This window comes from Streptococcus equinus, from assembly GCF_900101445.1.
In the GTDB taxonomy this organism is placed as follows: Bacteria; Bacillota; Bacilli; order Lactobacillales; family Streptococcaceae; genus Streptococcus; species Streptococcus equinus_B.
On sequence record NZ_FNKE01000001.1, the window covers coordinates 514,474 to 535,544 of the forward strand.

Below are 21,071 nucleotides of genomic sequence, written 5' to 3' on the forward strand. Positions count from 1 at the left end.
ACCTCTTCTAAGATATTGTATTAAACGTTAAGGTATTCTTTCAAATCTTTCAAGGCACGTTCAGCAACTTTTTCGTAACGTTCTTTTTTGTCGCGGATACGTGGTCCTTCGAGTTCTTTAACGATACCAAAGTTAACGTTCATTGGTTGGAAATGTTTGCTTTCAGCGTGAGTGATGTAGTGTGGCAAAGCTCCAATAGCTGTTGTTTGAGGGAAGATAACTGGTTCTTCGCCTTTGAAACGACGCACAGCATTGATACCAGCTACAAGACCTGATGCAGCAGATTCAACATAACCTTCAACCCCAGTCATTTGACCAGCGAAGAAAAGATTTGGATTTTGACGTGTAGCAAATGTTTCTGTCAAAAGGTTTGGTGAATCCATGTATGAGTTACGGTGCATAACGCCGTAGCGGACAAATTCAGCATTTTCGAGGCCTGGAATCATACGGAAGACACGTTTTTGTTCTCCCCATTTAAGGTGTGTTTGGAAACCAACGATGTTAAATAAGCTACCAGCCGCATTGTCTTGACGCAATTGAACAACGGCATATGGTGTTTTAAACTCGCCATCACGTGGTCCTTTGTAATCTTCTGGGTATTCTAGTCCGACAGGTTTCATAGGACCATAGAGCATTGTTTTAATGCCTCGTTTTGCCATGACTTCGATTGGCATACAACCTTCGAAGTATTTTTCTTTTTCAAATGAATTTAGCGGAGCTTCTTCAGCATTGACAAGAGCTTCGTGGAAAGCCATGAATTCTTCTTTTGTCATTGGGCAGTTAAGGTAAGCAGCTTCTCCTTTGTCATAACGTGATTTAAGGTAAACTTTATCCATGTCGATAGAACTTTTATCAACAATTGGTGCTGCCGCATCGTAGAAATAGAAGCCGTCGCCGCCGTTTAATTCGTGGATTTTTGCAGCCAAGGCATCTGAAGTAAGTGGTCCACTAGCGATAACTGTAATAGCATCATCTGGGATTTCAGTGATTTCTTCGCGAATGACTTCGATAAGTGGGTGGTTTGTGACTTCGTCAGTTACCATTTGTGAGAATCCGTCACGGTCAACTGCAAGAGCGCCACCAGCAGGGACGCGCGTGCTTTCAGCAGCTTTCATGATAACAGAATCCAAACGGCGCATTTCTTCTTTCAAAAGACCGACCGCGTTTGTCAAACTGTCACCACGTAGTGAATTCGAACAAACAAGTTCAGCAAATTTATCAGTTTTATGCTGAGGTGTTGGTTTAACCCCACGCATTTCATAAAGCTTAACAGGAATACCGCGTTTGGCAATCTGATAAGCAGCTTCAGAGCCTGCTAAACCAGCTCCAATAACGTTAATGTATGATGATTGAGACAATATACTAATACCTCTAAAATGAGCACAGAAAGCTATCTGGCGTCATCTCCCAGACATGGGTATTTGCCCATATCTGAATCTTTCTATTTTTGATACTTGATTATCATAACATAATTTTTAGGAAATACAAATAAAATCTTGTAATTGTTTACGTAAGTAAAATTATGTAAAAATCAATGATTATTTTTTCTAATCATATTCTGATACTGTAAGTGAATGCCGATATGACCAATTCCTAAAATAATTGCTGCTAAGGCTAAAAAAGGATTCTTACCATAGATGGCTAGGCATAGAACTGCAAAAACTGGTAAACTTGCTCCGGCTACTGGTATTTTCAAAATAGGGGCGTAAAAATCAGTCATCCTTTTTGATCCCATAAAATAACGAATCCAAAAGATTTCATAAAGAAGCATGCAAAGAGCTGCTGCTATTAGCCACCAATTCCAATTTGTCCAAGAATGCCAGTTAAAGTCAGAAAAGATGAGAACTAGACAGGTAACAAGCACTTCTCCAATACGTTCAAATAGGGTTAAGTACTTATTTTCTTGGCACTGATAGTGGTCATAATCTTTTGGTTTATGTCGTGTCCAAATAAGATTTGGTACAGTTAGCAGTACTAAAAAGATCAATCCAACATAAGAAAAGCCAAAATGCATGATTATCCTCCCTAGAATATACAAATCCAAGCAGCTAATAGAACACTTAAGATACTAAATAATGAACCAATCAGATAATATTCTGCAAATGTTGGGCTCTCTGAAATCTTGTTATAACGTGCAATTGATTTTGCTGTGAAAACCAGACCGATTGAGGCGAATTGATTAAAGATAATACAAATACTCATCACAATACGTTCCAATAGTCCAATAGTTGCCCCAGCCCCTGCAATAGTATCCATTTTCTGATTATCGTGTGGTTGATATTTTTGAAAAAAGATTTTAAAGACAACATTCGTTGGTTTGGTGATTAAGACAAGAAATAAAATCATATTTAAAACTGGTCCTGTAACCTGGCTAGTTATCAAACTAGAATCTACTTGATAACGTGTTAACAAAACAATAATCACTAAATGTAAAATCTGATCAAGAAGGAAAGTTGCCATAGGATTTAACCGAAGCCAGTTAGCAACGTTTGATTTTCCAAAATCAATGACTGAATGCGTCAGGAAAATGAGTAGACTAATATTCCACAAACTTGGTAAAAAGAGAGTTACTATTACCAAAGGAAAGGCGACACCAAGTAGGTGAATTAGAAGATATTTGTTTTCTGTGTTTTTACGATCTGCAACTGTTTGACTTTGTAGGTGAAAATCAGATAAAAAGTGACAGATTAAGAAAAGTGTCAAAATGGGATTTTGAATGAGATAGTGAGAAAGTCCAGTAATAGGCATTAAGCTAACTCCTCTCCATGATGTTTAAGGCATTTTAAAGCCGTTTTACGTGCGCGAAGGTAAACTTTGATATTGCTGCTTTTAAGCCGTTTTGATAAGGCACTGGTCGTTAATTCTAATCGTTTAGCAAGCATTTGTTGGTCGAACTGCTCATCGTAAATTCCAAGCGCTAATAACTCTTTTAAGATAATTTCTTGACTTGCTCGCCAATCTGATTTAATAGCTTCGCTGCTTGCAATCAAGGTATTAACAACGCTGACTTGATTCTCATCATCAAAAGAAACCGCAATTTGTGTATTACCGTAGTCATTTTTTTGATGAATATAGTTAATGGCTTTTCTGGCATGCCAGTAAGCTGGACCATCAGCACCAATGCTTTGTTCTGGGTTAATATCTGTTAGAATTTTTCCCATCCCAATTCCGAAACGTACCTGATAAGGCTGCATAGCAAGATTAATACGATCAATGATTTGAAATAAAGGGGCATCAAGCGTCAATAATCCTTGAAATTCATCTCCCAATGTAATAGATAATTTTGAAACCAATACTTCTTTAAATTCTGTATTCAAATCATTTAAGTAAGTTTCTAATATTTTTTGAACTTGGTATCGATTATCGATTTTCTTTGAATCAATAATGTCGCCAATTAATGCAAAATAATTCATAGGCCACCTCTCTTATAGGTCTATTATAACAGACTTATCAAAAAAAAGTCCGTTATAACGGAAATTATTTAAAAAGTCTATTATAATGGCAATGAAAACTGACCTAAAAAAACCTCGCAAAGAAAATTTGCAAGGTTTGAAGGATTTATTTAACTTTTGCTTCTTCGTAGTCACACTCTTCGTTGCTGCAGACGACTTGTTTACCACCGCCACGAATTTTCTTCTCAACGAGGAATTGACCACATTTTGGACAAGAACGTCCGACTGGTTTATCCCATGAAGTGAATTCACACTCAGGATATCGGTCACAGCCATAGAAAAGACGATTACGTTTTGTCTTACGTTCAATCACTTGACCTTCGCCACAAATTGGACATGTCACACCAATTTCTTTAGTAATGGCTTTGGTATTATGGCATTCAGGGAAATTACTACAAGCATAGAATTTACCATAGCGTCCTAATTTGATTACCATTGGATGTCCACAAACATCACAATCAAAGCCGGCAGGCTCATCTTTGATTTGAATTTTTTCAATTTCAGTTTCTGCTTTTGCTAGTTCTTTTTCAAATGGTTTGTAGAAAGCATCAATGACTTTTTGCCATTGTTCTTTTCCTTCTTCGACTTCATCAAGTTTACCTTCCATGTCAGCGGTAAATTTGACATCAACGATATCTGGGAAGAATTCAACAATCAAGTTATTAACGATTTCACCCAATTCAGTTGGTTCGAAGCGTTTTGAAACCAAGCGAACGTAGTAACGTCTTTGGATGACATCAAGTGTTGGTGCATAAGTTGATGGACGTCCAACACCGTTTTCTTCAAGCGTTTTGATTAATGTGGCTTCAGAATAACGTGCTGGTGGTTGAGTGAAGTGTTGTTCAGGATTTGTTGAAACTTTCTTAACAACATCGCCTTCAACCATGTCGGGCAACATTTTATTCTTATCAGAATCGTTGTAGACAGCCAAGTAACCGTCAAATTTGACTTTACTACCGTTAGCTGTGAAGCGAACGCCATTTTGCTCCAAGTTAACTTTCATGGTATCAAAGACGGCTGCTGTCATTTGACTTGCGACAAATCGATTCCAAATCAATGTGTAGAGTTTCAATTGGTCTTTGTCCAAGTGTTTTGCGATAGATTCTGGTGTTAAGTTAACGTTTGATGGGCGAATAGCTTCGTGGGCATCTTGAGCACCTGAAGCGTTTTTCACACGACTACCGTGTTTAGAATAATTTTCGCCAAAACGTTCTGTAATGAAACCAGCAGCATCATTTTGCGCAACAGGACTGATACGTGTAGAGTCGGTACGCATGTAAGTAATCAAACCTTGAGTACCGCTCTTACCAAGGCTAATCCCTTCGTACAACTGTTGAGCAACCATCATAGTCTTACGTGTACGGAAGTTGATTTTGTTTGCAGCATCTTGTTGAAGAGATGATGTTGTATATGGAAGTGGTGCGTTACGACGACGCTCTTTCTTTTCAACTTTTGCTACGTTAAACTCGTCACTTGTAAGTCGAGCAAGAACTGCTTGGACATCCTCGTTAGTGTTGAGTTTTAATTTTTTACCATCAATGCCATAAAAGGCTGCTTGGAATTTCTTAGTTCCTTTTTTGAAGAATCCATCAATTGTCCAGTATTCTTCAGGTTTAAAGTTTTTAATCTCATTTTCACGGTCGATAATGAGTTTCAATGCAACAGACTGAACACGACCTGCAGAAAGACCTTTTTTAACCTTTTTCCAAAGCAATGGTGAGATAGAATACCCAACAATACGGTCAAGAACTCGACGGGCTTGTTGGGCATCTACCAAATCCATGTCAATCTGACGTGGTTCAACGAAGGCATTTTTGACAGCATCTTTAGTGATTTCATTGAAAACAACACGGTTTTTATCATTTTCGTCAAGTCCCAAAATGTGTTCCAAATGCCATGAAATAGCTTCTCCTTCACGGTCCGGGTCACTTGCGAGATAAACTTTTTTAGATTTTTTAGCCTCTTTTTTCAAATCGTTAATCAGAGGACCTTTACCGCGGATATTAATATATTGCGGTTCATAATTATTTTCAAAATCAATAGACATGCTTGATTTTTTCAAATCACGGATATGACCAACTGAAGCGACAACTTTATAGTTGCGTCCTAGATATTTTTCAATGGTTTTTGCTTTAGCTGGTGATTCCACAATAACCAAGTTTTTCTTGGCAGCTGTTTTTTTCTTTGTTGTTTTTTTACTTGTCTTTTTAACAGCTGTTTGGGCTTTTGTAGTAGTCGTTGCCATAAGCTCACTTCCTATCAGTAATAAACTTATAACATGATACCCCGCTTTTTCCAAACTGTCAATAAAAAAGTTGTATTTAATAGAAAAAACTTGTTTACAATTGGTATTCTGAAAGGACGTCTAGGCCTGATGTGATGCACTTTGCGCCCTCTTTGATTAAATGATGACATCCGTCAGATTTTCCGTCCAAAATATTACCTGGAATGGCAAAAACATCTCGTCCTTCTTCTAGGGCGCGCTCACAAGTAATTAAGCTGCCAGATCGCAACTTAGCTTCTGCTACTATGATGCCTTGGGATAGCCCTGCGATAATGCGATTGCGTTCTGGGAAATGGTATTTTAGCGGCGCTTCTGCTGCTGTGTATTCACTTAAAATCAAATGATTTTTTCCAAGGTAGTCCTGCAACTGCTTATTTTCTTTGGGATAATAAACATCAAGACCACAGCCAATAACTGCTATTGTCGCTCCGCCATTTTTTAGGGCTGAAATATGTGCACTGGTATCGATTCCTCTAGCTAAGCCACTGACAATGACGAATTGATTTCCAAGTTCTTTGATAATTTTTTGAACGGACTTGGTTCCTGTCTGTGTGGCTGTGCGTGCTCCTACTACTGCCATTTTTGGACGATTGAGTAGCTCAATATTACCTTGATAAAAAAGTAATACAGGCGGATTATAAGAGTGTTTTAATTCCAGAGGATAGTCGTCATCTAGTATTGAAATACTAGGATATTGGTTAAAGACTTTTCGCAAAGTTTTACTATCCAAATCTTTGTATTTCTCCATAAATAAAATAGGATTCTTACATTTGGACACAACTGCCATATCGCGCAAGGAAAGAGATTTCTTTTCTTGCTTTTGATAGTCTAAAATGGCTAGAATGTTGAGATTTGTTAGCCCTGCTTGTTTTAATTTAAATAGTTCAAAATTATTCATTAGTCACCTCACTACTTTTCTATTCGAAAAAAAGCCCTATAACCATAGGACTTTGTGAGATTTTTTTGAGTTAATCTAATGTTTTAATGATTTTAGCTGGATTTCCAGCGATAACCACGTTATCTCCAAATGATTTAGTCACAACAGCGCCTGCACCAACAACGACATTATCACCTAAAGTGACACCTGGTAGAATGGTTACTCCACCACCAAGCCATACATTATCTCCAATAGTGATTGGTGCTCCATATTCCAAACCAGAAATACGTTCTTTCGCATCTAGTGGGTGAAGAGGAGTTAAAAATTGACAATTCGGACCAATCATAGCGTTGTCTCCAATGTGAATCTCGCAGACATCTAACATGGTACAGTTATAATTAGCGAAAAAGTTCTCACCAACGTAGATATTTGACCCGTAATCGCAGACAAAACGCTGCTCCATTAGCAAGTTATCGCCTGTGGAACCAAATAATGATTTGATAATTTCTTTACGTTTCTGACGGTCTTCTTCATTATTAAAGAGTGTGATTTGTTTACGGGCATGTAAACGCATGGCAAGTAGCTCACTGTCACCAGCATCATATAGCTGACCAGCTAGCATTTTTTCTTTTTCGCTTGTCATTTAGTTCTCCTTCAACATAGATTTAATTGGTTCAAATGTTTTACGGTGAATTGGTGTAATACCGTGTTCTTTAAGACCTGCAAGATGGTCTTTAGTACCGTAACCGACATTTTTTTCAAATGCATAACCAGGATACTCTTTGGCGTAATCCGCCATCATGCGGTCACGAGTGACTTTGGCAACGATAGAGGCTGCCGCAATTGATAATGAATTAGCATCTCCTTTGATGAGTGATTGCTGAGGAATGTCAGTGTCTAAGTGCATGGCATCAATTAAAAGATAATCAGGCTTAGTCATTTGTCCCTTGATCTTGTCAATTGCTTGGAGCATACCAACTTTTGTCGCTTCATAAATGTTGATATCATCGATAACATTATTATCAATAACACCAATACCAACTCCTAAAGCACGAGCAAGAACTTCTTCATAAATTTCTTCGTGATGTTTTTTAGGAATTTTCTTGGAGTCATTAAGATGCTTGATTTTACAATTCTTAGGAAGAATAACGCAAGCAGTCACTACTGGTCCAGCAAGAGGGCCACGGCCAACTTCGTCAATTCCTGCGATGGCTTGATAGCCTGCTTGATAAAGCTCTTTTTCGTAGCGCAGCATATTTTCCAAACGCAAGTCTTCGTCGATATCGGCTTGAATAGCCTTTTTACGCTGGATGATAGCTTTTTGCACGCCTGCTCGGCTATCTTCCTCGTAGGCTTGCCAGCGTGCATCGTCAAGATTGTCAATATCAGCTAGCGCTTCTTTGATTTCTTTAACGGTCGCCATTTTCAACATCTCCTACAATGTCTAATGTGTAGCGTCCGAGTTTACCTTCGCGAACATCTTTGACAAAAAGAGCGTAGAAACGATCATAGTCATCACGAAAACCAAGTTTTTGTGTCATAGCCATGATAATTTCTGGTGCTTCTTCTTCCAAGTCAATACCTTTATAACGTTCAATCAAACGTTCTGGGTAATGTTCTTTGAAGAAATTAAGTCCAAAGATAGTCACTTCGTCCATTGGTAAAAGTTGATCTTTGATAGCTCCGGTAAGAGCGAGTTTTAGACCAACCACTTCATCTTCGAATTTTGGCCAAAGAATCCCTGGGGTGTCAAGAATTTCCAAATCTTTATTAGATTTAAGCCATTGTTGTCCTTTTGTGACACCAGGTTTATTTCCGACAACGGCGATTTTCTTACCAGCTAAGCGGTTCATAAGAGTTGATTTACCAGCGTTAGGAATACCGATAATCATCGTACGAAGGGTTTCTTTTTGAATACCACGTTCACGCAATTTAGCCAATTTGTCAGCCATTAAAGATTTAGCTGCTTCTGTAACTAATTTTACAGTTGCTTGTTCTTTTGAGTTGACAGCAAGAGTTTTAATCCCTTGGCTTTCAAAATAACGACGCCACTCTTTTGTACGATTGCTATCAGCTAAATCAGCTTTATTTAAAATCATAAGTTTTGGTTTATCACCAACGATTTTAGTTAGCATCGGATTTTGACTTGATAGTGGCAAACGCGCATCGACCAAAATAGTCACGAAATCCACGTGTTTAATATTTTCTTGCACTTGTCTACGAGCTTTAGACATGTGACCTGGGAACCATTGAATAGTAGCCATTAAGATATTTATCCTTTCATAGTAAGCTTTATTTGCTTGTGTTTGATACTCTATTTATTCTTGTTTCATTAAGACCTTTAAAATCTTAAACCACGTTCTATTATACCATAAAGTCAATTCTTGACTATCTCTTAGCAAGGCGATACAATAAAATCACATAGGAAAAAGCTTTCAATCAAGGAGATTCAAATGGACGATTACAAAGGAATGACAAGTAAAACGTATCTTTCAGAACGTTTAGAGCAAGCGATTAAAAGCTATGATAAGAAAGCTCGTTTTCACCGTGCTTGGTTTATTGTGTTTAAAGTCATTCAAATCATTACTTTAGCTTTAATTCCAATTTTGGTTACTTTACCAATTCCTTGCTTTAAATTGTTGGCAGTGATTATTGCTTCTTTAGTACTCGTTCTCGAAGCTCTCATTGCACTTTTAAGTCATAAAGATAAATGGCAACTTTATCAAGAAACTTCAAAAACGCTCGCTTCAGAGAAATTTGCCTTTGAGACTAAGGCTGGTATCTATCAGGAAAAATCAGATGCTGAACGTTTTTCACTCTTGGTTGAACGTTGTGAAGTGATTATTAAGTATCGCAATTAATTAAAAGAACCCCGTGTTTTCAAAAACATGGGGTTTATTTTTTCTTTTGTAGTGAAATTAGTATTGGAATACTAGTAAGCGTTAGGTAATATAAAACATAAAACCATTTGTGACTTCGACCAAGCATAACGTAACTCATGATTAAATAAAAAACGCAGTATCCTAGCCATAATTTCGCTGTCGTTTTAGGATGATTCGTGATAAACGAAGTGACTTTTTTAATCAATAATCTGATATTCCTTTTCAAATGTTTTTTGAGCAATAATACGGCGATTGGTAATGTCGATGTAATCGCCTAAGTATGCCAACTCATACATACCGTAGCCGGCAAATCCACCACCTAGACTTCCAATTGCTCCTGTTTTAAGGTTTTTAACTGTCGATGGCTTTAAACCAGCCATTAAAATACGAAGGTGATTATCTAACCAACAAAAATATCTTTTTGCAAAAGCTTCTTTTACCCAGTCAGGACTATTTCGATTATCTTTGCTGACTTGCCAAACATCTGCAACTTTTCCCTTATAAGTAGCTTTCATTTTTTTCTCCTCTTTTTTCCCTTTTTATGAAAAGTGATATCTCTATCCTCTATTTTATCAGATTAATCACTAAAAAAACGACCATATCGTAAACAGTCGTTTTTTCGTCGTGAACGGTTATTTTTTTATGGAAAGAATGACTTCTGCTCCACCTCTACTAGGATTTGAGATTCTTAAACTTCCATGATGTTTTTCAGCGACGCCTTTTGCAAAAGATAGTCCAATACCATAGTGTTTTCCACTTCTGCTATTATGTTCAGTGAAGAAAAATTTTGCGGCATTTTTAAGAGCTTCATCTGAAAATGGTTGGCCATCGTTCCAAATGGAGAATATGAGATGACTATCATCTTCTGAAATGCTAAGGCGAACCTTTCCTTTAGGGGCATGTTGAGCTGCATTTACTAGGATATTAATCAGTGCACGTTTAAGATTTAAGCTATTTGCTAAAAAAGAATCGGTGGTACAGGTGTCTCTCATCTTAAAATCAATTGCATTTGGTTTTAGAATATCTTCAATTTCTACCGATAAATCGGCTAAAAAAGGCTTTAAGAATAGCTTTTCTTTATGGTTGTTATCGCTTAATTGACGACTATAGTTAAGCATTGCATTGAAATAGTTTTCAAATACTAAAAGGCTATTATTGATTGATGTTAGAAAACTTGCTTGTTGTTCATTAAGTGATGTCATTTCAAGTAGTTCAATATTTCCCTTAATGACCGTTAAAGGAGTTTTGACATCGTGAGCTAAGGCAGCGATTTGAAAAGATAAATCTTTCTTTTCACTTCTTTCTCTTTCAATCAGTTCAGCTAATTCATCACTTTTTTGTGCTAAAACAGTTAAGGTGTCGTCAAATTCCGCAATTCTAGAATGCTCTAGGAAATCTGAGCGAGACTTAGTTCCCATATTTTGAGTTGATTTTTGGATAGCATAAAAATTTGAAGTGAATTCTTTGAGCAGTCTTGTGATTGCCAAAATAAGGACCAGCAAAAAGCCGATGATAAAGATGATGTAAGTCAGTGTATTGTACGAAATTGAACGAAGCGTATGGTTTGTAAATTCAGGAATGCTAGCTTGTCGGACAACTAAAACGTAGTGCGGATTTTGAGCAAGGTAATAGCTAACCCCGTTTTCGTTTAAATTTTTTCTCTCTTTAAAAGCTTTTTGGTAATACATCAAATCCTCAGGGATGTTTGTCTGCTTAATGACCTTCCCAGTCTGGTCATATAAAACGTAGTCATAAGGTGTTTTCGTCATTTCTTTGACAATCATATCCTTAGAGACCTTATCTGAAAGACTAATATTTAGCTGGTTGCTGAGACTGATTTGTTTCGTATAGGCAAGGACACTTGTTAAGGTTAAAATCAAACAGATAACAAGGACGATTCCGACAATCACTTCAATAACGGTTTGAAAAATGCGTTGTTTTAATGTTTTAATCTTTTTTGCTTTAATCATGCCACTGATATCCTACTCCTCGAACTGTTTTTATAGGATTAACGTCATAGGAAGAAAATTTTTGACGTATCTGATAAACGTATTCTGAAATTGATCTAAATAGAGCATCCGAATCATCACTATATACTTTTTCGTAGATATTTTCACGTGTAAAAACTTTTTTAGGCTGGCTAGATAAGAGCTCTAGAATGTGGTATTCGCGACTGGTTAGAGGGATGCGTTCACCATTAATATAAATACTCTTTTCCTGTAAGTAAAATGTCATCGTAGAAAATTCTCGTTTAAATTCCTGAAACTCATTTTTAGCTTGTCTCGAACGCTCTTCTCTTTTTAAATGTGCTTCAACTTTGGCGACTAGTTGTTTAATACTAAATGGTTTAGTGATGTAGTCATCGCCGCCGAGTTTGAGACCAGAAATGATATCTTCTTCGCTATCTTTAGCACTAACAAAGATAATTGGTGTTGCAATACGATGGCGAATTTCTTGGCAAAGAGCCATGCCATCTACATTTGGCATCATGACATCGAGTAAAATTAAGTCAAATCCCATAAAATCATTGATATCAATAGGAGAGTTTACTCCTTGATAAGTTGTTACAGCGTAATTTTGCATTTCAAAAATATTAGTCATTAGTTTTAAAATCTCAAAATCGTCGTCCACAACTAAAATTTTGTACACTTTTGTCACCTCAATTGTATTTGTTTCTATTTTACTATAAGAAACACGATTTCACTCATTTTTATTGCGTTTAAGCGTCAAAACGGCTATAACATCTAACATCAGTATCCAAGCTAACAAGATGAAAATGGTCTTAATCATTAGCTTGTTTTCAGGTATTAAGATAGCATTAACTGGCAAAATGATAGGAATCCAGAAATTGCTCACAAAAGCATGATTTGAAGCAAAAATGATAAAAAGACACTCCACGAATGAGATAATGAGATTAAGTCCTTTTCCTACCCATAGGCTAAGCAAGTGATGAAAATGATTGAGAAAGACAAGTAAAAGCCAAGTCAAGCTTCCTGAGTAAAAGGCATAAGAAACATCATTGATCACATATCCAATGCTTCCCCATAAAATAAGACAAGGCAGAATAACGATAAGATCACGCGCCAACAACTTAAGTAACCAGATTTTAGCTCTATTGTGACTACTACTGATATTTTGGTAGTGATTGGCATGTTCTTCCTGCTCTATTGTTAGCAATGAGACAATAGCCTGCATTAAACAATAAGCTAGCATGGGCAAAAAGGTCATCGCTTCTAGGGTGTAGGAGGTTTGATGAGTTGATAAATAAACTGGGATGGTTAACCATTCTAAAGCAAATAAGCCAATCATCAAGTATAAAATAGCCGAATTTTTTAATTTTAAGAACTCGCTTTTTAAAATTTTAACCACGTTTTTGCTCCTTTAGTGCTTTGATGAAGATAAGAAATAAAAGGACGGATAAACTGATTGCTACAATGCATAGTCCTACAGGATGAGGGTGATTTAGTACTTCTACTTCCCCAGAAGGTTTTAAGTGGAGGAGTGCTTGGGCGATTTTATAATGATATGTGTAGGGAAATAAATACCAAAAAGACGTTTGTGCTAAAAATGGCGCAACGAGCAAGCATAAAAACGAATTTAGAACTAAGACCAAATAACAATTAATCCATTTTGAAAGGTAAAATAAGAGAGGCACATTCCATGCAGAAGCAATAAGCATCAATAATAGTACCCAAGCGTCACGAAAAAAGTGGACAGTCATCACACCGCAAAAAACAAATGAGACAAGATAAAGAAAAAGTGACAGAACACAACTTGCTAAAAATAGGTTCTTTAATGCTGTCATGACTTTTGCGATTTTAATTTTTCCAGTTAATTTACCTTGAAGTGTGTTTTGAAAATGTCCAGCTCCTTCTTCAGCTTTATAGTCATAAACAAATAACAATCCTGCCAAAGTAAATAAAAACAATGCTTCCCACCAATAAATTGAAAAACTCTCTAGAATCGTTGGTCCGCAAAGCAAAAAAGCGATAAACAGAGAGATAAATGGCAAGAATAAACATAATTTAAAGTAAGCACCATGTTTTTGTTTTAGGCATTCTGATTGAAGTATTTTTATCATTTTTCATAACCTCCATGGACAATAGAAAAGAAGAGCTTTTCTAAATCTTGTTTATCTTGATTGGGCTGATTGTAATGAATTTTTCCTTGATGCAGGATAACAATATCATCAGCAATCTTATTGACTTCATGTAATTGGTGACTTGAGATGAGAATCGTCATTCCTTTTTGTTTGAGAGAGTTGATTAAATCTAAAAGTTCTTTGATGCCATCTGGATCTAAGCCATTAGTCGGCTCGTCTAAAATCAGAAATTCTGGATTGGTAATAATTGCCATGCCAAGTCCTAAACGTTGCTTCATTCCTAAAGAAAATTTGCCAGCTTTTTTACGACCAGTATTTGCTAAACCAATTAAACTCAAGGTTTTTCGTATGGTTTCGTCTGGAATATCATAAAGCAGTGCTTTAGTTTTTAAATTATCAAAAGCTGATAAATTCATGTAAATAGCTGGAGACTCAATTAAAGCACCGAATTTTTTATCGTCTTTTATCTCTTTACTCGTTTTTCCATCAAATAAGATTTCACCAGCGCTCTGACTTTCTAAACCATAGAGAATTTTCATTAATGTGGATTTCCCAGCCCCATTGACTCCCAAAAGTCCACAAATCGAACCTGATTTGATGGTAAATGAAATATCCTTTAAAACTTCCTTATCCTTGAAGATCTTTTTGATATGTTTGACTTGAATTTGCATAAGCTAACCTCCTTTTTTATCAAGGATACATTAGTTTTTTCAGAATTAGTTCAGAAAAAGAAAAAAGCTTGAGAAATTTCTCAAGCTCATTTATTACATTAATTCGTTGAAGTCCCAAACTTCTGTCCAACCTTCATAGAAATCAGGTTCGTGGCAGACCATTAGGACGCTACCCTTGTAGGCTTTAAGAGCACGTTTCAATTCTTCTTTAGCATCAACGTCCAAGTGGTTGGTTGGTTCGTCAAGGACTAGCACATTGTTTTCGCGGTTCATAAGCAGACAAAAACGCACTTTAGCTTGTTCCCCACCAGAAAGCACTTGAATTTGACTTTCGATATGTTTTGATGTCAGACCGCAACGAGCAAGAGCGGCACGGACTTCTGCTTGGTTCAATGCAGGAAAGGCATCCCAGACAGCTTCAAGCGGTGTTTGACGATTACCAGCAGCGACTTCTTGTTCAAAATAACCAAGTTCAATGTAATCACCACGTTCAACACTTCCTGAGATTGGTGGAATAATACCCAAAAGACTCTTAAGAAGGGTTGTTTTACCAATACCATTGGCACCAATGATAGCAACCTTTTGATTACGTTCAAAGGTCAAATTAAGCGGTTTTGTCAACGGACGGTCGTAACCAATTTCCAAATCTTGTGTTTGGAAAATAAAGCGACTTGGTGTACGTGATTCTTTGAATTCAAAAGATGGTTTTGGTTTTTCAGCCTGAAGCTCAATACGATCCATCTTATCCAATTTTTTCTGACGTGACATGGCCATATTACGTGTGGCAACACGCGCTTTATTACGATTGACAAAGTCTTGCAAGTCAGCAATTTCTTTTTGTTGACGCTCATAAGCTGCTTCAAGCTGCGCTTTTTTCATAGCATAAACCGCTTGGAAGTTATCATAGTCACCAGTGTAACGAACCAAATCGTGATTTTCCACGTGATAAACAATATTAATTACATCATTTAAGAATGGAATATCGTGTGAAATCAAAACAAAGGCATTTTCATAGTTTTGAAGGTAACGTTTCAACCATTCAATGTGTTCAGCATCAAGGTAGTTAGTTGGTTCGTCAAGAAGCAAAATATCAGGCTTTTCAAGCAAAAGTTTTGCTAAAAGAACTTTGGTACGTTGACCCCCAGATAGTTCTGTAACATCAGATTCCATGCCAAAATCCATGACACCAAGGGCGCGTGCGACTTCGTCAATTTTAGCATCCAAGGTGTAAAAATCACGTGATTCTAGACGGTCTTGCAACTCTCCTACTTCTTCCATTAGAGCATCCATATCTGCACCTTCATCAGCCATAGACATGTAAATGTCATTGATACGTGCTTCTGTTTTGAAAAGCTCATCAAAAGCTGTACGCAAGACATCACGTACTGTCATTCCAGCTTCAAGCACAGTGTGTTGGTCCAAGTAACCAGCGGTTACGTATTTTGACCACTCAACTTTTCCTTCATCAGGCTGCAAATGTCCAGTTACGATACTCATGAAAGTTGATTTTCCTTCACCGTTTGCTCCGACAAGACCAATATGCTCTCCTTTCAACAGACGGAAAGACACATCCTCAAAAATCGTACGCTCACCAAAGCCATGGCTTAAATGTTTAACTTCTAAAATACTCATCTCTTATATTCTTTCGTTTATTTTCTTTTTGAAAATAGCTGCGCAAACAGCTTATTTATAATAATCTTTTCAATTATAGCATGACTTTAAGCGCTAAAGCAATGACTTTAGCTGTTGAAAACGCAAACTAAAAAGCCTTTTTAAAAGGCTTTTGTGATTTATTCAGAGATAGCTTTAGCATGGCTTTTTTCTGGAATGAAGAATTGTTTTAAGATTGGGTATAAAATTGGCACAGAAATAATTGTGACAAGTGCTGAACCAAATGTTCCACCGATTTTAACTAAAGCTGTCAAAAAGGCTACTTGCAAATGAAGACCACCCACAAGACTGTTAATCAAAGTATATTTAACAAGATTACTGATGATTTTTGTAATAGCAGCTACGACACCAACAATAATCACATTGCGTGTTTTGGTATCAGAATGCAAAAGCTTTTCAAAAACAAAATGAAGAACTAGACAAACAATCAATGATTCTAAAATCGTAATCCAAACTTCTGCGGCATAGCCATTAAGCACATCAAACAAGCCTAGTCCAATAGACGCAACAAGCGCAGCAATTCTTGAGCCAAATAGTAGAACCGCTACTACAACCAAAGCATTACCGAAATGAACGAACTGAGCACCGAGTGGAATACGTAAAAACTGAACACTGATAAAGATTAATGCTGAATAAAAACTAAGTTCAACAAGTTGACGTGTGGTAAGATTTTTCATGCTTTTTCCTCCATTAATTGTTTGATTTGTGAAGCTAAGTCTGGCAAATAAGGTTCATACGACAAGCCAAAACGCAAATCTCGCTTTAATGACAAAGTCCTTTGTAAGGTCTTATCGATAAAGTTTAGAGCAACTTTTGCAACATCATCTAGACTTAAGCCGTGAAAATAGCCAGCCCCAAGAACTGCCGTTACTAAATCCCCTGTTCCAAAGAAATGATATGGATAGGCTTTCGAAAAATGATAAGTAATTTCTCCACTCTCACTATCATAATGCGCTAATCCAACATTATCAGCTTCAAAAGAAACTCCGGTTAAGATGATGTGTTTATTATGAAGATGAGATAAACGCTCGCAGAGTTGCTCGATATCAGTTTTTGTATAAGTCTCACCAAGATAAGGACGATCAGCTAAAAGACAAGCTTCGGTTAAATTTGGCGTGATCACATCGGCATTTTTACAAAATTCTCGCATAGCTAGCACAAAATCTTGATCATAACCCGCATATAAATGCCCCTTGTCAGCCATAATAGGATCAACAATGCGTGACAGCTTATGCTTGCTAGCAAATTTAGCTAATTCTTTTAACTGTGTTTGATTTTTAAAATACCCTGTAATCAAACCATGACATGGAAAATCAAGTGTCTCCCACTGGTTGATAAATCCCTTTGTTGCTTGAGTCAAATCTGTGATAGCAATCTTATCAAATCCACCTGTATGCGAAGATAACAAAACTGTCGGCATAGGAATGACTTCAATTTGACAAGTTGATAAAACGGGCAAAGCACTGGATAGCGCCACTTTTCCCACCCCAACAATATCATTTGCAACAATCACAGAACGTGTAACATGATTCATAATAAACGACTTTCTAATCTCGCCTCAAAACCAGATTCAGTAACTTGAAAAGGTTTTAAATTAAGAGTTTAGAAATATTGTAAGAAAATTCAATTTATTATACAATAGGTATTATAAGAAACTGTATGGGGACAGATTATGCCTAGTAAATACCAAGAAATCTTAACAACTATCATCGACCAAATTGAAAACGGCAAATTGCAAAAAGGTGAACGTATTCCTTCCATTCGCCGTCTAAGCCAAAAATTCCATTGCAGTAAAGACACTGTTCAACGGGCTTTGCTAGAATTAAAGTTTAAAAATTACATTTATGCTGTTGAAAAGAGTGGTTATTATGTCCTTGAAGGAAAAAGCCAAAAGGAAACACCGCTGAATCTCAGTTTATCTGACTACAACAACATGGCTTATGAAGACTTTACAACGTGTCTAACAGAAACCCTTGTGAATCGTGAGAATTACCTCTTTAACTACTACTATCAGCAAGAAGGATTACAAGAATTAATCGATTCCTTGCAAAATTATCTTGAAAAGAGCGCCATTTACGCCAAAAAAGAGGACATTTTAGTTACTTCAGGGACCCAACAAGCGCTTTACATCCTTTCGCAGTTGCCTTTTCCAAATCACAAGAAGACGATTCTTTTGGAACAGCCAACTTACCATCGAATGAATGATTTGGTTACTTCTCTAAAGTTGCCTTATCAGACCATTGAACGTGATTTTGAAGGGATTGATCTAGCAAGACTGGAAGAATTGTTTAAGACTGGGGACATCAAGTTTTTCTACACTATTTCACGTTTTTCAAATCCCCTTGGTTTATCGTATTCGACCAGTGAAAAGCAAAGGATTGTTGAATTGGCTGAACGCTACGATGTCTACATCATCGAGGATGATTACATGGGAGATTTTGCAAAATCAACGGATTTGCCTCTGCACTATTATGACACTTCTGGTCATGTTATTTACCTTAAGTCCTTTTCAATGACTATTTTTCCTGCTTTGCGTTTGGGGACCATCATCTTGCCATCAGCTTTAACAAAAGCTTTTCTTGACCATAAGAAAATGATTGACTATGATACTAACCTTATCATGCAAAAAGCACTATCGCTTTATCTGGATAGTGGTTTGTTTGAAAAAAATCTAAATTACCTCAAGCAGGTTTTCCAAAAACAGAGTCAGAAAATTGATGCCATTCTTGCTGACTTTCCAAGGATTCAGCATTACAGCAGCTCTCTTCAAGGCTTGGTACTTGAACTTCCTAAGGACCAACACTTAGGTGACCTCAAATTCACTGATAAAATCAACTATCTGGAGGATAACTACCTTTCTTTGACAGAAAAACGATTCATTAAACTTTCAAATAATCAGGATATTTTCAGCATTTTAAGAATGATGAGTGAGAGATAAACTAAAAAGCCAGAGATTCAGTTTCTCTGGCTTTTAATATCGATAATAGGAAAATTAATAATCAGGACGCAAAACACCTTTGACGGTTTCTTTTGTGGCTTCCACATCGCCATCGATAACAACGTCGATGATGCGTTTAGCATCTTCTGGTGGACAGCAAACCAAAGGCAAACGTAGTGGGCCAGTTTCAAATCCAAGGTAATTAAGCACAGCCTTAACTGGCGCTGGACTTGGATATGAGAACAAAGCATTAACTTTTGGAATGAATTGACGTTGGATAGCTGCAGCTTTCTTGATATCGCTGTTTTCAATAGCAGTTAGCATTTCGTGCATTTCATCGCCGTTAACGTGAGAGGCAACTGAAATAACGCCGTCAGCTCCAAGGTTCATAGCGTGGAAAGCATCGCCATCTTCACCAGTATAAATCAAGAAATTATCTGGTTTGTGTTCAATCAGGTAAGCCATGTTAGCAAGGCTTGTACACTCTTTCACACCGATGATATTTGGGTGTTCTGCCAAACGTAACATTGTATCTGGAGTCATTTCGACAACAACACGTCCAGGAATGTTGTAGATAATGATTGGAAGGTCACTAGCATCAGCAATAGCTTTAAAGTGTTGGTACATGCCTTCTTGTGATGGCTTGTTGTAGTATGGAACAATGGCAAGACCAGCAGCGAAACCACCAAATGCGGCAACCTCACGCGCAAATTCGATAGAATCGCGGGTATCATTGGTACCGACACCAGCAATCAATGGCACACGACCTTTAACAATCTTTTGCACTGCAGCAAAAAGTTCCAATTCTTCATCGTGTGTCAAGGTTGGACTTTCAGCAGTTGTTCCAGCAAGCAAAAGGGCATCTGTGTGATGTGCTAACAAATGCTCGATCAATTTTGGTAGCGCGTCAAAGTTAATTGAACCGTCTTCGTTAAATGGGGTAATCATCGCGGTGATGATTTTGACATCTCTTAAATCTTCAATAGACATAACAATCTCCCTCTTTGTCTAAGAATTTATACCTGTTTGATTAAAAATGCTCAAAGACCAGCTTCTAAAAGAAACTGGTTTGAGTTATTATTTGAGTTCGAATTTAAGCTCTTTAGTTGGGTGAACAAGACCGCGTTCGTGAAGTGTTTCAGCGATTTGAACTGAGTTCCATGCAGCACCTTTAAGAAGGTTATCAGAAACAACCCACATGTGAATACCATTTTCAACATCTAAGTCTTTACGGATGCGTCCAACAAATGTTTCTCGTTTGCCTACAGCGTTAGCAGCTTGTGGGTAAACTTGGTTAGCAACATCATCTTCAAGAACTGCGCCTGGGAAGCCAGCAATAGCTGCTTTTACTTCTTCGATTGGAGCTACTTCTTTTGTTTCGATGTAAACTGCTTCAGAGTGTGAGAAAAGAACAGGCACACGAACACATGTTGCTGAAACAGGAAGGTCTGGTTCTTCCATGATTTTCTTAGTTTCGTTTGTCATTTTCATTTCTTCGTAAGTGTAGTCATTATCTGTGAAGACATCGATTTGTGCAAGAGCGTTAAATGCGATTGGGAAGTGTTTTTTGTCACCACCACATGGCAAGATGTCAGCGTGAACGTCTTTTGGTTCAACACCATCATTAACAACTTCTTTGATTTCACGAAGTGTTTCATTGATAGCTGATTGACCAGCACCAGAAACAGCTTGGTAAGTAGAGACGATGATACGGCTCAAGCCCCATTTTTGACGAACGGGTTCCAATGCAACCATCATTTGGATAGTTGAACAGTTTGGACAAGCAATGATACCATTGTGAGCATCTAAAGCGTGAGCATTGACTTCAGGTACGACAAGTGGCACATCTGGATTTTGACGGAAATAAGATGTGTTATCGACAACAACTGCTCCTGCTTTAACAGCGTATGGAGCGAATTTTGCAGAAACAGAACCACCTGCAGAGAAAAGAGCAATATCAACGCCTTCAAATGAATCTTCAGTTGTCAATTCAACAGTAACATCTTGTCCCTTATACTTCAAAACTTTCCCAGCAGAACGTGAAGATGACAAAAGACGTACTTTGTCAATAGGGAGTGTTGATTGTTCTAATTGTTGAATCATGCGAGTTCCAACGGCACCTGTGGCACCAACGACAGCGACTGTATAGCCCATTTCAATACCTCTTCCTGGAAAATAGTATACTATTCTCAAT

The 21,071-nt window shown here is 37.3% G+C and carries 22 protein-coding genes; 2 read left to right on the forward strand and 20 right to left on the reverse strand.

Annotated features, from left to right (window positions below; all coding sequences use genetic code 11):
• Positions 1–20: 20 nt before the first annotated feature.
• From trmFO to ylqF, 9 genes are all read right to left on the reverse strand, one after another.
• Complete coding sequence (gene trmFO / locus BLR83_RS02590; protein ID WP_074560140.1) at positions 21–1,358, reverse strand: methylenetetrahydrofolate--tRNA-(uracil(54)-C(5))-methyltransferase (FADH(2)-oxidizing) TrmFO; 1,338 nt, start codon at positions 1,356–1,358, stop codon at positions 21–23.
• Positions 1,359–1,531: 173 nt separating this feature from the next.
• The gene (locus BLR83_RS02595) at positions 1,532–2,014 is read right to left on the reverse strand and encodes a hypothetical protein (protein ID WP_081340986.1); all 483 of its coding nucleotides are present in this window, start codon (positions 2,012–2,014) and stop codon (positions 1,532–1,534) included.
• Between the two features lie 11 nt (positions 2,015–2,025).
• Positions 2,026–2,748 carry a DUF3307 domain-containing protein gene (locus BLR83_RS02600; RefSeq protein WP_081340987.1) on the reverse strand — a complete coding sequence of 241 codons (723 nt, stop codon included), beginning with the start codon at positions 2,746–2,748 and terminating at the stop codon, positions 2,026–2,028.
• Entirely contained in the window at positions 2,748–3,413 is a 666-nt protein-coding gene (locus BLR83_RS02605; protein WP_074560142.1) for a SatD family protein, read from the reverse strand. Before BLR83_RS02605 ends, BLR83_RS02600 begins: the two co-directional genes overlap by 1 nt.
• 145 nt (positions 3,414–3,558) lie before the next feature.
• The gene (gene topA / locus BLR83_RS02610) at positions 3,559–5,697 is read right to left on the reverse strand and encodes a type I DNA topoisomerase (RefSeq protein WP_074560144.1); all 2,139 of its coding nucleotides are present in this window, start codon (positions 5,695–5,697) and stop codon (positions 3,559–3,561) included.
• A 94-nt stretch (positions 5,698–5,791) separates the two neighbouring features.
• Positions 5,792–6,634 (reverse strand): DNA-processing protein DprA, encoded by an 843-nt coding sequence (dprA, locus tag BLR83_RS02615; RefSeq protein WP_074560145.1) that lies wholly within the window; start codon positions 6,632–6,634, stop codon positions 5,792–5,794.
• Positions 6,635–6,704: 70 nt separating this feature from the next.
• Positions 6,705–7,256, reverse strand: coding sequence for a sugar O-acetyltransferase (locus BLR83_RS02620; protein ID WP_074560147.1), 552 nt, complete (start codon positions 7,254–7,256; stop codon positions 6,705–6,707).
• Positions 7,257–8,036, reverse strand: a complete 780-nt coding sequence (locus BLR83_RS02625; RefSeq protein ID WP_074560149.1) for a ribonuclease HII — start codon at positions 8,034–8,036, stop codon at positions 7,257–7,259.
• Positions 8,023–8,877 (reverse strand): ribosome biogenesis GTPase YlqF, encoded by an 855-nt coding sequence (gene ylqF, locus BLR83_RS02630; RefSeq protein ID WP_039696900.1) that lies wholly within the window; start codon positions 8,875–8,877, stop codon positions 8,023–8,025. The genes BLR83_RS02625 and ylqF overlap by 14 nt, the downstream gene beginning before the upstream one ends.
• Positions 8,878–9,066: 189 nt before the next feature.
• Here ylqF and BLR83_RS02635 point away from each other — a divergent pair, with 189 nt between their 5' ends.
• On the forward strand, positions 9,067–9,474 hold the full coding sequence (locus BLR83_RS02635; protein ID WP_074560150.1) for a DUF4231 domain-containing protein: 408 nt from the start codon (positions 9,067–9,069) through the stop codon (positions 9,472–9,474).
• A gap of 218 nt (positions 9,475–9,692) precedes the next feature.
• On the opposite strand, the gene BLR83_RS02640 is transcribed toward BLR83_RS02635, so the two are convergent.
• The 9 genes from BLR83_RS02640 to BLR83_RS02680 all read right to left on the reverse strand — a co-directional run bounded on the left by BLR83_RS02640 (position 9,693) and on the right by BLR83_RS02680 (position 17,473).
• Entirely contained in the window at positions 9,693–10,010 is a 318-nt protein-coding gene (locus BLR83_RS02640; RefSeq protein ID WP_074560152.1) for a hypothetical protein, read from the reverse strand.
• 117 nt (positions 10,011–10,127) lie between these two features.
• Entirely contained in the window at positions 10,128–11,465 is a 1,338-nt protein-coding gene (locus BLR83_RS02645; protein ID WP_074560153.1) for a sensor histidine kinase, read from the reverse strand.
• A complete protein-coding gene (locus BLR83_RS02650) occupies positions 11,458–12,144 on the reverse strand; it encodes a response regulator transcription factor (RefSeq protein WP_074560155.1) in 687 nt (228 codons plus the stop codon). Before BLR83_RS02650 ends, BLR83_RS02645 begins: the two co-directional genes overlap by 8 nt.
• A 51-nt stretch (positions 12,145–12,195) precedes the next feature.
• Entirely contained in the window at positions 12,196–12,864 is a 669-nt protein-coding gene (locus BLR83_RS02655; protein ID WP_074560157.1) for an ABC-2 family transporter permease, read from the reverse strand.
• Entirely contained in the window at positions 12,857–13,576 is a 720-nt protein-coding gene (locus BLR83_RS02660; protein ID WP_074560159.1) for a lantibiotic immunity ABC transporter MutE/EpiE family permease subunit, read from the reverse strand. Before BLR83_RS02660 ends, BLR83_RS02655 begins: the two co-directional genes overlap by 8 nt.
• On the reverse strand, positions 13,573–14,268 hold the full coding sequence (locus BLR83_RS02665) for an ABC transporter ATP-binding protein (RefSeq protein WP_074560160.1): 696 nt from the start codon (positions 14,266–14,268) through the stop codon (positions 13,573–13,575). The genes BLR83_RS02660 and BLR83_RS02665 overlap by 4 nt, the downstream gene beginning before the upstream one ends.
• 93 nt (positions 14,269–14,361) lie before the next feature.
• Complete coding sequence (locus BLR83_RS02670) at positions 14,362–15,900, reverse strand: ABC-F family ATP-binding cassette domain-containing protein (protein ID WP_074560162.1); 1,539 nt, start codon at positions 15,898–15,900, stop codon at positions 14,362–14,364.
• Between the two features lie 158 nt (positions 15,901–16,058).
• Complete coding sequence (locus tag BLR83_RS02675; protein ID WP_074560163.1) at positions 16,059–16,616, reverse strand: ECF transporter S component; 558 nt, start codon at positions 16,614–16,616, stop codon at positions 16,059–16,061.
• Positions 16,613–17,473: a pyridoxamine kinase gene (locus BLR83_RS02680; protein ID WP_074560165.1), complete on the reverse strand. Its 861-nt coding sequence runs from the start codon at positions 17,471–17,473 to the stop codon at positions 16,613–16,615. Before BLR83_RS02680 ends, BLR83_RS02675 begins: the two co-directional genes overlap by 4 nt.
• A gap of 138 nt (positions 17,474–17,611) precedes the next feature.
• On the opposite strand from BLR83_RS02680, the gene BLR83_RS02685 reads away from it, so the two are divergent.
• The gene (locus BLR83_RS02685; RefSeq protein ID WP_074560167.1) at positions 17,612–18,877 is read left to right on the forward strand and encodes an aminotransferase-like domain-containing protein; all 1,266 of its coding nucleotides are present in this window, start codon (positions 17,612–17,614) and stop codon (positions 18,875–18,877) included.
• Between the two features lie 54 nt (positions 18,878–18,931).
• Here BLR83_RS02685 and dapA read toward each other — a convergent pair whose 3' ends face one another.
• Positions 18,932–19,867, reverse strand: a complete 936-nt coding sequence (dapA, locus tag BLR83_RS02690) for a 4-hydroxy-tetrahydrodipicolinate synthase (RefSeq protein ID WP_074560168.1) — start codon at positions 19,865–19,867, stop codon at positions 18,932–18,934.
• An 87-nt stretch (positions 19,868–19,954) separates the two neighbouring features.
• A complete protein-coding gene (locus tag BLR83_RS02695) occupies positions 19,955–21,031 on the reverse strand; it encodes an aspartate-semialdehyde dehydrogenase (RefSeq protein ID WP_006532177.1) in 1,077 nt (358 codons plus the stop codon).
• Between the last annotated feature and the right edge of the window lie 40 nt (positions 21,032–21,071).

What these genes read in the sequence shown, in the direction of transcription:
- BLR83_RS02595 (WP_081340986.1), bottom strand. Translation starts at nt 2,014, where the DNA reads ATGCATTTTGGCTTTTCTTATGTTGGATTGATCTTTTTAGTACTGCTA.
- BLR83_RS02600 (WP_081340987.1), bottom strand. Translation starts at nt 2,748, where the DNA reads ATGCCTATTACTGGACTTTCTCACTATCTCATTCAAAATCCCATTTTG.
- BLR83_RS02605 (WP_074560142.1), bottom strand. Translation starts at nt 3,413, where the DNA reads ATGAATTATTTTGCATTAATTGGCGACATTATTGATTCAAAGAAAATC.
- topA (WP_074560144.1), bottom strand. Translation starts at nt 5,697, where the DNA reads ATGGCAACGACTACTACAAAAGCCCAAACAGCTGTTAAAAAGACAAGT.
- dprA (WP_074560145.1), bottom strand. Translation starts at nt 6,634, where the DNA reads ATGAATAATTTTGAACTATTTAAATTAAAACAAGCAGGGCTAACAAAT.
- BLR83_RS02620 (WP_074560147.1), bottom strand. Translation starts at nt 7,256, where the DNA reads ATGACAAGCGAAAAAGAAAAAATGCTAGCTGGTCAGCTATATGATGCT.
- BLR83_RS02625 (WP_074560149.1), bottom strand. Translation starts at nt 8,036, where the DNA reads ATGGCGACCGTTAAAGAAATCAAAGAAGCGCTAGCTGATATTGACAAT.
- ylqF (WP_039696900.1), bottom strand. Translation starts at nt 8,877, where the DNA reads ATGGCTACTATTCAATGGTTCCCAGGTCACATGTCTAAAGCTCGTAGA.
- BLR83_RS02635 (WP_074560150.1), top strand. Translation starts at nt 9,067, where the DNA reads ATGGACGATTACAAAGGAATGACAAGTAAAACGTATCTTTCAGAACGT.
- BLR83_RS02640 (WP_074560152.1), bottom strand. Translation starts at nt 10,010, where the DNA reads ATGAAAGCTACTTATAAGGGAAAAGTTGCAGATGTTTGGCAAGTCAGC.
- BLR83_RS02645 (WP_074560153.1), bottom strand. Translation starts at nt 11,465, where the DNA reads ATGATTAAAGCAAAAAAGATTAAAACATTAAAACAACGCATTTTTCAA.
- BLR83_RS02660 (WP_074560159.1), bottom strand. Translation starts at nt 13,576, where the DNA reads ATGATAAAAATACTTCAATCAGAATGCCTAAAACAAAAACATGGTGCT.
- BLR83_RS02665 (WP_074560160.1), bottom strand. Translation starts at nt 14,268, where the DNA reads ATGCAAATTCAAGTCAAACATATCAAAAAGATCTTCAAGGATAAGGAA.
- BLR83_RS02670 (WP_074560162.1), bottom strand. Translation starts at nt 15,900, where the DNA reads ATGAGTATTTTAGAAGTTAAACATTTAAGCCATGGCTTTGGTGAGCGT.
- BLR83_RS02675 (WP_074560163.1), bottom strand. Translation starts at nt 16,616, where the DNA reads ATGAAAAATCTTACCACACGTCAACTTGTTGAACTTAGTTTTTATTCA.
- BLR83_RS02680 (WP_074560165.1), bottom strand. Translation starts at nt 17,473, where the DNA reads ATGAATCATGTTACACGTTCTGTGATTGTTGCAAATGATATTGTTGGG.
- BLR83_RS02685 (WP_074560167.1), top strand. Translation starts at nt 17,612, where the DNA reads ATGCCTAGTAAATACCAAGAAATCTTAACAACTATCATCGACCAAATT.
- dapA (WP_074560168.1), bottom strand. Translation starts at nt 19,867, where the DNA reads ATGTCTATTGAAGATTTAAGAGATGTCAAAATCATCACCGCGATGATT.
- BLR83_RS02695 (WP_006532177.1), bottom strand. Translation starts at nt 21,031, where the DNA reads ATGGGCTATACAGTCGCTGTCGTTGGTGCCACAGGTGCCGTTGGAACT.